This is a genomic window from Mucilaginibacter sp. (assembly GCF_039935595.1).
Lineage (GTDB): Bacteria > Bacteroidota > Bacteroidia > Sphingobacteriales > Sphingobacteriaceae > Mucilaginibacter.
Map to the genome: position 1 here is coordinate 1 of NZ_JBDTJZ010000181.1, position 7260 is coordinate 7260.

At 40.6% G+C, this 7260-nt stretch carries 8 protein-coding genes and 1 tRNA gene; 4 read left to right on the forward strand and 5 right to left on the reverse strand.

The genetic code is table 11. The features are described 5' to 3' along the window. Nucleotides 1-373: 373 nt before the first annotated feature. The 4 genes from ABI367_RS12555 to ABI367_RS12570 form a co-directional block, all read right to left on the reverse strand. Nucleotides 374-1480, reverse strand: a complete 1107-nt coding sequence (locus tag ABI367_RS12555; RefSeq protein ID WP_462227153.1) for a Fic family protein — start codon at nucleotides 1478-1480, stop codon at nucleotides 374-376. A gap of 104 nt (nucleotides 1481-1584) precedes the next feature. Then, nucleotides 1585-2733 (reverse strand): site-specific integrase, encoded by a 1149-nt coding sequence (locus ABI367_RS12560; RefSeq protein ID WP_462227154.1) that lies wholly within the window; start codon nucleotides 2731-2733, stop codon nucleotides 1585-1587. After that, complete coding sequence (locus tag ABI367_RS12565) at nucleotides 2672-2806, reverse strand: hypothetical protein (protein ID WP_462227160.1); 135 nt, start codon at nucleotides 2804-2806, stop codon at nucleotides 2672-2674. The genes ABI367_RS12560 and ABI367_RS12565 overlap by 62 nt, the downstream gene beginning before the upstream one ends. A 296-nt stretch (nucleotides 2807-3102) precedes the next feature. Continuing rightward, nucleotides 3103-3175: transfer RNA gene (locus tag ABI367_RS12570), tRNA-Phe, on the reverse strand. Between the two features lie 207 nt (nucleotides 3176-3382). Here ABI367_RS12570 and ABI367_RS12575 point away from each other — a divergent pair. Together ABI367_RS12575 and ABI367_RS12580 are read left to right on the forward strand one after the other, a co-directional pair. After that, complete coding sequence (locus ABI367_RS12575) at nucleotides 3383-4684, forward strand: 4Fe-4S dicluster domain-containing protein (protein WP_462227155.1); 1302 nt, start codon at nucleotides 3383-3385, stop codon at nucleotides 4682-4684. Between the two features lie 115 nt (nucleotides 4685-4799). Next, nucleotides 4800-5582, forward strand: a complete 783-nt coding sequence (locus ABI367_RS12580; RefSeq protein ID WP_462227156.1) for a (Fe-S)-binding protein — start codon at nucleotides 4800-4802, stop codon at nucleotides 5580-5582. Here ABI367_RS12580 and ABI367_RS12585 read toward each other — a convergent pair. Next, the gene (locus ABI367_RS12585; protein WP_462227157.1) at nucleotides 5577-6059 is read right to left on the reverse strand and encodes a hypothetical protein; all 483 of its coding nucleotides are present in this window, start codon (nucleotides 6057-6059) and stop codon (nucleotides 5577-5579) included. The two genes, ABI367_RS12580 and ABI367_RS12585, sit on opposite strands and share 6 nt — an antisense overlap. A 47-nt stretch (nucleotides 6060-6106) precedes the next feature. Here ABI367_RS12585 and ABI367_RS12590 point away from each other — a divergent pair, with 47 nt between their 5' ends. After that, nucleotides 6107-6589, forward strand: coding sequence for an ABC transporter ATPase (locus tag ABI367_RS12590; RefSeq protein ID WP_462227158.1), 483 nt, complete (start codon nucleotides 6107-6109; stop codon nucleotides 6587-6589). Between the two features lie 154 nt (nucleotides 6590-6743). Further along, nucleotides 6744-7260 (forward strand): DUF1801 domain-containing protein (locus ABI367_RS12595; RefSeq protein ID WP_462227159.1); only part of this gene is annotated, 517 nt, incomplete at its 3' end.

The following is a 7260-nucleotide window of genomic DNA, read 5'->3' on the forward strand; positions in this document are numbered from 1 at the left end:
AATGCCATAATTAGCCCGCATCCATTTGTTAGAAGCTTAAAGTGCTTCAAGCTTTCCAACAATTAGACTTTCATTTTGAGCCATAAAGCAAAGTTGCCACCTTTGTCTGAAAAAAATTCACCACCTGTACCTAACTGATGTGTTTTTTTGTGTTGAAAACATCATTGTTAAGCACAAAAGTGATAATTCGGTCTAAAAAAAATTCACACCTCATGTCTGAGGTAGGTGTTTTTATACAAAAATGAACTAAGGCAATTGGAAATTAATCCGAGTTTATCCGAGTCGGACTTGATATTTTACAGAATGTACAATACCATATTGAATAGTAAGGTATCGCACAATGCGATACCTTACCACTTTTAGCATAAGCTAATTAAACTAAATTCAATTGATAGCTTACGGACCTGCCAGCTCCTATTTGGGTAATGATACCCATTTCGTTTAGCTGTTGTAAATCGCGGGTAGCGGTGGCTTTAGAAGTTTTGTTGATGCTGATGTATTTCTTTGCTGTCATTCCACCTTCAAATCCCTGGTCGCCTTTTTCCATCATCTTATTGATAGCTTTTAATTGCCGGTCATTAAGCTGGAACTTATAACGGTCAAAAAATTGCGCCTTTTTCAATGTAAACTCTACCATAGCTTTTGCATCCCGCTGGGCTTCTAATATCACCGAAGCAAAATAGTTTATCCAGCCAGTGATTTCCAGCGATTTTTGTGCTTCTTTAAGTGCGTTATAATAAGCAGATTTATTACCCTCAATAATTTTAGAAAGACTAAGCATTACAGGTCTCCCCAATGATTGTGACAAGGCTTTTTCTGCAATAGCCCGGCCGATACGGCCGTTACCATCTTCAAAAGGATGTATAGATTCAAAATACAAATGAGCTATCGCTGATTTTAGCACGGCTTCGGCTATTCCACCTTTTAGCGGAAACTTCACTTTGTTATACCATTGAACAAAGCGTTCCATTTCCCGTGGGACTTCTGAAGAAGGTGGGGCTTCATAATGTACAACCTCCCGTCCATACGCACCAGAAACTACCTGCATGGGTTCAATTCCAATTCTCCACTGGCCAGGCTTAATATGCTTTGAACCTGCCATCAACATTACATGCCATTCGAGAAGCGTATCCAAACGTAAAGGCTGATTAAAGGATTTACGCACCTCTATCATTAGTTGAGCCACACCTCCGGCCCGCTGATCTTTAACATAAATAGGGCTAACGTTTAATCCCAGATTATTTCGGATAGAAGACATTACATCTTCCCGACTTAAAATTTCGCCCTCGATCTCTGATGTTTTGACGGCTTCAGAAAGCATCAGCTGTAGTAATGTTTCCTGCTTTAATTCATCAGACAAGCCCATAATCATACCGTTAACCTCGCCGGTTTCTTCCGCTAAAGCGAGGATTAAAGGTTGTATTTCCTGTATTTCGTAAACGAAATCAGGCCATTTTGGAAGTTGCCAACTATAAGTCATGAGCCGGTTATTTATTTATTCAACTCAAATATAGTAAAAATATGAGCCGATTAATCATTTTAATCGGCTCATATTTGGTATTAGACATTAAATGAGCTTAGTTTTTATCCTAACTTAATTCGCAAAATAGCCATATCATCACTAACTTTTTGCTCAATTACCTTGGCATAAATCTGTGTCGTACCAATTTTGGTATGACCTAACATTTTACTTACTGTTTCAATGGGTACATTGTTAGATAGGGTAACAGTTGTGGCAAAAGTATGCCGGGCTATGTGAGAGGTCAGATTTTTATCAATAAGGCATAAATCTGCAATCTCCTTAAGATAACTATTCATCTTTTGATTGCTTAATAACGGAAACAACGTTCCGTTACTTAAAGCCCTGTAATCATTCTCATACTTTTTCAGTATAGCAATAGGTTTTGGTAATAGCGGTGTAGTCACCGGCACCAATGTTTTTTTCCTTTTGGTTTTAATCCACAAACCCTCATCTACTCCCACAACCAAATTGCCAGCTTTCAGATTAATTGCATCGGTATAAGCTAAACCTGTATAACAACAGAAAACAAAAAGGTCTCTAACGTAATCTAACCTGGGAAGAGCGAACACTTTAGTTTCTAAAGCCGATAACTCTGTCTTGTTGAGATACTGGCGTACCTCATGCCTTATTTTTATTCGATAGCTAAAGAAAGGATTCTTTCCTATCCAGTCAAGACTAATAGCCAGGTTCAACATTTTTTTCAAGCGTATAAGATGCGTCATCGCCCCGGTATTGCCAATCGGCTTTTTGTTCTTTTCAGGTTGATAGTCACGCAGAAAATTTTCGAAATCAGAGAGGAACTTAAAATTAACATCTTTTAAAGACAAGTCTTTTTTACGATAGCGTGCGGTAATAAATTCTGAAAGATACCGCTGCGTAGTTAAATAGTGGCTTAGCGTATTTTCATTCAGCTTATGTTTCTCTCTCTCATTGTGAAATTTGAAAAGCGATTGCAGCGTATGTTCAATTTCTTCAACACGCAGAAATGTAATTTTAACATCCTCTGCCGTAATTATTTTCTTTTTTAGCTGAAGTTCCCGGTAGCATTCTCCGAGTTCGGTCCTAACCTCTGATAAATAATTATTCAGAGATTTAGTTTCATCCTTAGCGCCTTTACCCGCTCCCTTTCTCATATCCCATGATTTTGGATCAATCCATTGCTTTAAACCAATAAGGATACGGTCGGTGTTTACGGTAATGCGAGCGTACACGGGGGGCCTTGCCCTCTTTCAATTTATCCTGACGGATAAGAAAATGTACACCAAATGTGTTTGTTGTTTTCATTTAATACTGTTTGTTTTGTTACGGTTTGACGAATAGGTGCAAAACGTTTCTTAAAAACTGGTATCAAAACGGCTCAAAACGGCCCAAAATAGCCCTGTCTCGATGTGGTATAATTAACTGTATTACAGTTAATTATACCACTTTCTGATACCTCGAAGGTAAGAAACAAAAACAGGTATCCTTTTAGGTATCATAAACATTGAGAAACTATGGGTTATTTTGAGTTTGGCTGAAAACAAAAAACCCTGTAAATCAGAGATTTACAGGGTTTTGGAGTGGTTTGATAACCGTTTTTGTGGTATCAGCTGGGATCGAACCAGCGACACAAGGATTTTCAGTCCTTTGCTCTACCGACTGAGCTATGATACCGCCCGTTTAAGGACTGCAAATGTAGCTTTTTTTTTATTTTGTGATAGTTTTTTTTGAAAAAAAAGCGTTTAGTTGTTGGTAGTGATAAACGCGGCTCATCTTTTATCTTAAAATCAATAAGTTAAGTAATAGCGGCTATTCTTTTAATATCCGGTTTAGTTAAAGTCAACAATTCGGTTAACTTTGGGTGAGGTATAACCCGCTTTAATGAGTGCACAAATTATATTTATTATTATCCTGGTAGCCGCCATATACCTGTTTGCCAAAAACGCGGGCAAGGTAAGGCGCAATATTATGCTCGGCAAATCCCTGGATAGGTCAGACCAGCCTGCCAAACGTTTTATGGTTATGGCTAATGTTGCCTTTGGGCAAACCAAAATGACTAAACGCCCGCTTGCCGCAGTTATGCACTTTTTTATTTATGCAGGTTTTGTGATCATTAACCTGGAAGTGCTGGAGATCATGATAGATGGTGTATTTGGCACGCACCGCGTATTTGCCGCGCCGCTGGGTAGTTTATATGGCGTGTTGATAGGTGGGTTTGAAATACTGGCGCTGCTGGTATTAACAGCCTGTGTTGTTTTTTTGGCGAGAAGAAATGTTGTCCATTTAAAACGTTTTAGTGGGGTAGAAATGAAGGCCTGGCCAAAATCAGACGCTAACTATATTTTATTGGTTGAGATTGTTTTAATGACGGCCTTTTTAACGATGAATGCCGCCGATTATAAATTGCAGCTTTTACATTTCGGGCATTATATTAAGGCCGGTAGTTTCCCGGTGAGTGCATTATTTGCGCCAATATTACCCGATAGTGCAAACACCCTTATAGTAACCGAGCGGGTATGCTGGTGGCTGCATATTGTGGGTATACTGGCATTTTTAAATTACCTCCCTTATTCTAAGCATTTTCATATTCTGCTGGCTTTTCCAAATACCTACTATTCCAACCTGGAGCCTAAAGGCGAATTTAATAATATACCCGCGGTTACCAACGAGGTTAAGGCTATGCTTGATCCATCGTTTACGCCTGAGGATATCGGCATAAGCCGCTTTGGCGCTAAGGATGTTACCGATCTTACCTGGAAAAACCTGCTGGATGCCTATACCTGTACCGAATGTGGCCGCTGTACGGCTGTTTGCCCGGCCAATATAACGGGTAAGCTATTATCGCCCCGCAAAATAATGATGGATACCCGCGACCGTATTACTGAGGTTGGTAATAATTTGGATAAGCACGGAAAGGATTATAACGATAATAAAAGCCTACTGGATAATTACATAACCCACGAAGAATTATGGGCCTGTACTACCTGTAATGCCTGCACAGAGGCCTGCCCGGTAAATATTGATCCGCTGAACATTATAACCGAAATGCGCCGCTATATCGTAATGGAAGAAGCACAGGCGCCTGCAAGTTTAAATAACGCGTTTAGCAATATAGAAAATAACGGCGCGCCGTGGAAATATAGTAACGCCGATAGGTTGAATTGGATAGAAGATAATGGTTGATGGTTCATAGATCATAGCTATGTTTAAGTTCATAGTTAATGGTTCATAAATCATAGCTAAGATTAATAAAATAACAATAAATTATATTGCCCATTTACCATGGGTGCCATGAACTATGAACCATCAACCATTAACTATTGCCCAAATGGCTGCCGAAGGCAAACAGCCCGAAATTTTATTTTGGGTAGGCTGCGCGGGTAGTTTTGACCAACGGGCGCAAAAAATAACGCGCGACATCTGTAAAATATTACAGCATGTAGGCATCAGCTTCGCGGTATTGGGTACAGAGGAAAGCTGCACCGGCGACCCGGCCAAACGCGCGGGTAATGAGTTTTTGTTCCAGATGCAGGCCATGACCAATATACAGGTGCTGGATGGCTATGGCATAAAAAAGATAGTTACCGGGTGCCCGCATTGTTTTAATACCATCAAAAATGAATATCCGGGACTTGGCGGCAATTACCATGTTATACACCATACACAGCTGATACAACAGTTAATTGACGAAGGCAAGTTAAAAGCCGAAGGCGGCGAAAGTTTTAAAGGCAAACGCATTACCTACCATGACGCCTGTTATTTGGGCCGCGCAAATGAGGTGTACGAGGCCCCACGCAAAGCTTTAGAGATACTGGATGCCGAACTGGTTGAAATGAAACGCTGCAAGAGCAATGGCTTATGCTGTGGCGCGGGCGGCGCGCAGATGTTTAAAGAGCCCGAACCCGGTACAAAAGATATAAATGTAGAAAGGGTACAGGAAGCTGCCGCCACTAACGCGCAGGTAATAGCCTCGGCCTGCCCGTTTTGTATGACCATGTTAACCGATGGCGTAAAGCAACTTCAAAAACATATTGAAGTATTGGATATAGCCGAAATTACCGCTAAAGCAAACGGGTTATAAACCCTTGTTTTTAAAATACTCTATTACTTTTTGCAGGCTGTCCAAACGCTCGGCACCCATATTTTTTACGGGGATGTTTAGCACGTTGGTCATGGAATCCACATCGCCTTTACGGTCGTTATAGGTTTGTACTATAATATCATCGCTGCCGGTTTTAAATTGCAGGGTACCTGTGGCTGGCGTACCTAAATAAGCCATATCATTAAGCCGGTGCAGGTGAAAGGAGTAGTATTCCTGCTTGCCGTTGGTATAAGTTTTACGTAAGCGCACAAAGGCGTCGCTGGTTAGCGTAAATTCCCATTTCTTCAGTTTTTCTTCGGCCGGCGGGTTGTAGCTTTCTGTAAAGCATCGGTTGCTCCAGGTCAGCATTTCCTGTTCATCAAGGGCGGGCACAAAGCAATAATTAATAATCCCCGCCAGGGTAAACAACAAAATTAGGAGTACTTTTTTAGTTAGGGCTAAAACTGATCTGCGCATGACAACAAAAACTTCGCACCCAAGTTAATAATTTGATAGCTTTGTGTATGCAATTTTCTGAAAATTCAAGAGTGTGGATATACCAGTCGGATAAAAAGTTAACCGACGATGTGGTGCAGCAACTACAAAAACAGCTTAATAATTTTACTACCCAGTGGACCGCCCACAACAACCAGCTAAAAGCCAAAGCCGAAGTGCGCTACAACCGCTTTTTAATTTTGATTGTTGACGAGAGCCAGGCAGGTGCCAGCGGCTGCTCCATTGATAAATCGGTACATTTTATGAAGCAGTTGGAGCAGCATTTTAATATCAGCCTGTTTGATCGTTTTAATTTGGCTTACCGCGATGGGGAAGAAGTGCTATCATTGCCCCGCCATGATTTTGAGGAACTGTTAAAGCAGGGCAAGCTCAACAAAGACTCGATAGTGTTTAATAACCTGGTGCAAAACCTAACAGAACTGAATACCAAATGGGAAGTGCCCTTTAAAGATAGCTGGCATATACAGTTGTTTAGGGATTTGGTAGGATAGTGATTGTGTTTGGAGATTAGTTATTAGTTGATTGCGGCAGTAATTAAACATATTAATCTTAAATGGTTGATAGTCATTTTGTAATCATGGCAAAAAAATAGAATTTTATATTTTTGATATAACTGATCACTAATCTCCAAACACTAATTACTACATGGAACAATATGACCCACGCGTAGATGCCTACATTGAAAGATCGGCCGATTTTGCCAAACCCATATTAAAGCATATCAGGCAGTTGGTACACCAAACAGCGCCGCAAATTACCGAAACCATAAAATGGGGATTCCCGTTTTTTGATTGCAAGGGTTCCGTTTGCCAGATGGCCGCTTTTAAAGAGCATATTGGCTTTGGTTTTTGGAAAGAGAAGTTACTTGTTGACCCACATAAGGTACTGAAACCAGAGGACGGCACGGCAGGAAGCTTTGGCCCTATAACGTCGCTTAGCGATTTGCCGGCTGATGAGATAATAGCCGATTTTATATGGCAAAGTATCAGGCTAAATGAAAATAACAAGGTAGTTGCCAAAAAGGCCCCTGCCCCCAAAACCGAATTGGTAGCCCCCGATTATTTTATAGAGGCACTCAATACCAATGCTGCCGCAAAAAATACCTACGATAATTTTAGCTACAGCAATAAAAAGGAATACCTGCAATGGTTAGATGAAGCCA